Genomic DNA, 3,118 nt, shown 5'->3' on the forward strand with positions numbered 1-3,118 from the left:
CAGCCCGGCGGGGGTGTTCGTGGGCCTGATGTCCTCGGGCTACGGCATGGGCATCGACGTGACCGAAGAACTGGAGGCGCATTCGCTCACCGGTGCCTCCGGCAGCGTTGCCTCCGGCCGCATCGCCTACACCTTCGGGCTGGAGGGTCCCGCCATGACGGTGGACACGGCGTGCTCGTCGTCGCTGGTGGCCCTGCACCTGGCGGTGCAGGCGCTGCGCAACGGTGAGTGCGACCTGGCGCTGGCGGGTGGCGTCACCGTCATGGGCACCCCCGACATCATCACCGGCTTCAGCAGGCAGAAGGGCCTCTCGGCCGATGGGCGGTGCAAAGCGTTCTCGGCGGACGCGGACGGCACCGGCTGGTCCGAGGGCGTCGGCATGCTGCTCGTCGAACGGCTCTCCGACGCGGTGGCCCGCGGGCACGAGGTGCTGGCGGTGGTGCGTGGATCGGCGGTGAACCAGGACGGCGCTTCCAACGGCCTGACCGCGCCGAACGGCCCTTCGCAGCAGCGGGTCATCCGCGACGCCCTTGCCGCCGCCCGGCTCACCGGTGCCCAGGTCGACGTGGTGGAGGCGCACGGTACGGGCACGAAGCTGGGTGACCCGATCGAGGCGCAGGCGCTGCTCGCCGTCTACGGACAGGACCGGGAGGAGCCGCTGCGGCTCGGCTCACTGAAGTCCAACCTCGGCCACGCGCAGTCCGCGGCGGGTGTGGCCGGTGTGATCAAGATGGTCGAGGCGATGCGGCACGGGGTGCTGCCCCGGACCCTGCACGTCGATGAGCCCACCCCGCAGGTCGACTGGTCGGCGGGCGCCGTGGAACTCCTGACCGAGGCGCGGCCGTGGCCGGACACCGGGCAGCCGCGCAGAGCGGGAGTTTCGGCCTTCGGTATCAGCGGCACCAATGCCCATGTCGTGTTGGAGGCTCCGCCGGCCCCGCCCGTGCCTTCCGGAAGCCCTGCCGCTTCCCCGCAGGGACCCACCCCGCTCCCGTGGCTGGTCTCGGCGGGTTCGGCGACCGCGCTGCGCGGACAGGCCGAGCGGCTGCTGTCCTTCGCGGAGGCGAACCCCGAGACGACGGCCCTCGACATTGCCCGCTCCTTGGTCGCCTCGCGTGCGCACCTCACGCACCGGGCCGCGGTGGTCGGCGCGAACCGCGACGCGCTGCTCGCAGGGCTGCGCGAGATCGTCGAAGGCGGACCGGGCTCCGTGACCGGTGCCGCAGGCCCCGGCGGCACCGCGTTCCTGTTCACCGGCCAGGGCTCGCAGCGTGCGGGCATGGGCCGGGAGCTCTACACGGCGTTCCCGGCGTTCGCCGAGGCCTTCGACGCCGTCTGCGCCCGGGTCGACCGCGAGGTGGCCCGACCGCTCCGCGAGGTGGTGTTCGGCGACGACGATGCGCTGACCCGCACCGAGTACGCCCAGCCGGGTCTGTTCGCCCTGCAGGTGGCGGTGTTCCGGCTCCTCGAGTCGTGGGGTATCCGGCCGGACGTCCTGGTCGGCCACTCGGTCGGTGAGCTGGCGGCTGCGCACGCCGGCGGCGTGCTCTCGCTGGACGACGCGTGCACCCTGGTATCGGCGCGGGGCCGGCTCATGCAGGCCCTGCCTGCGGGCGGGGCGATGCTCGCCGTGGAGGCGGCGGAGGGTGAGATCACCCTGCCGGAGGGCGTGGATCTGGCGGCGGTGAACAGTCCGTCCGCCCTGACGGTGTCCGGTGATGAGGCGGCGATCGCCGTGTGCGAGGAACGCTGGCGGGCCGAGGGCCGGAAGGTCAAGCGGCTCGTCGTCTCCCACGCGTTCCACTCCCACCGGATGGACCCCGTGCTGGAGGAGTTCGCCACGATCGCCGAAAGTCTGACTTACCGGGAACCGACGATTCCCCTCATCCCCACCGCGACGGGTGACCCGGCCACCCCCGGGTACTGGGTACGGCACATCCGTGAGCCTGTCCGCTTCGCGGACGCTGTCACAGCTTTGCGGAACCGGGACGTCACCGCGTGTGTGGAGCTCGGCCCCGACGGCGCGCTCACCGCACTGGTGCGCGACCGTGTCGACGAGGGCGTCGTCGTGGCCCCCGCACTCCGGCCCGGTCGTGACGAGCCCACGACACTCCTGACCGCGCTGGCCGCCGCGCATACCCGGGGCGCAGCCGTGGACTGGCAGCGGATGCTCGGCACCGGCCCTCGCGTGGCCCTGCCGACCTATGCCTTCGACCACACCCGGTACTGGCTCGAGTACGGGGCCGGAACCGGGCGCCCCGCGGCCGTGGGAGACCAGGCCGACGCAGAGTTCTGGACGGCGGTCGAGTCGGGGGACGTCAGCACCCTCACCGGCACGCTGGGCCTCGACGACGACGTCGCTCTGGCGGACGTGCTGCCCGCCCTGGCCGCATGGCGGCGTGACCGGCAGCTCCGGGCCGCCGTCGACGACTGGCGGTACCGCGTCGACTGGGCACCGGTCCGGCAGGTGCCCCCGGTGAAGGGACGCTGGCTCCTTGCCGCGGAGCCGGGCGACGCCGAGCCTGCCGTGGCCGACGCACTCCGCGCGGGGGGTGCCGACGTCACCGAGTGTGTCCCGGCCGAACTGGCCGCGGCCGGCCCGGCTGATGGCGTGCTGCTGCTGTCCGGAGACGCGGAGATCGTCCTGCGGACCGTGCAGGCCGGTCTCGGGGCGCCCCTGTGGTGTCTGACGCGGGGGGCGGTGTCCACCGGTGACGCCGATCCGGTGACCGACCCCGGGCAGGCGCAGGTGTGGGGCTTGGGACGGGTGGCGGCCCTGGAGCACCCGGAACGCTGGGGAGGGCTCATCGACCTGCCCGCGGACGCTGATCCCCCCACCGCGGCCCTGGTCGCGGCCGTCCTGGGCGGCAAGGAGGACCAACTCGCTCTCCGGACCGGGCGCGTGCTGGCACGCCGCCTCGTGCGTGCCCCGCTGTCCGCTCCGGCAGCCGGCCGGTTGTGGCGGCCGTCGGGGCCGGTGCTGATCACTGGTGGTACGGGGGCGTTGGGTGGGCATGCTGCTCGGTGGCTTGCGGGGCGGGGTGCGGGGCAGTTGGTGCTGACGAGCAGGTCGGGTTCGGCCGCGCCGGGGGTGGCGGAGTTGGTGGCGGAGCTCGCG

1 protein-coding gene is annotated in these 3,118 nt (G+C 73.7%); it reads left to right on the top strand.

What is annotated here, in order from left to right; genetic code table 11:
• Positions 1–3,118, top strand: a 3,118-nt coding sequence (locus PJ985_RS23020) for a type I polyketide synthase (RefSeq protein WP_271685824.1), incomplete at both ends; no start/stop codon positions are given.

Source organism: Streptomyces sp. ACA25, from assembly GCF_028200735.1.
Lineage (GTDB): Bacteria > Actinomycetota > Actinomycetes > Streptomycetales > Streptomycetaceae > Streptomyces.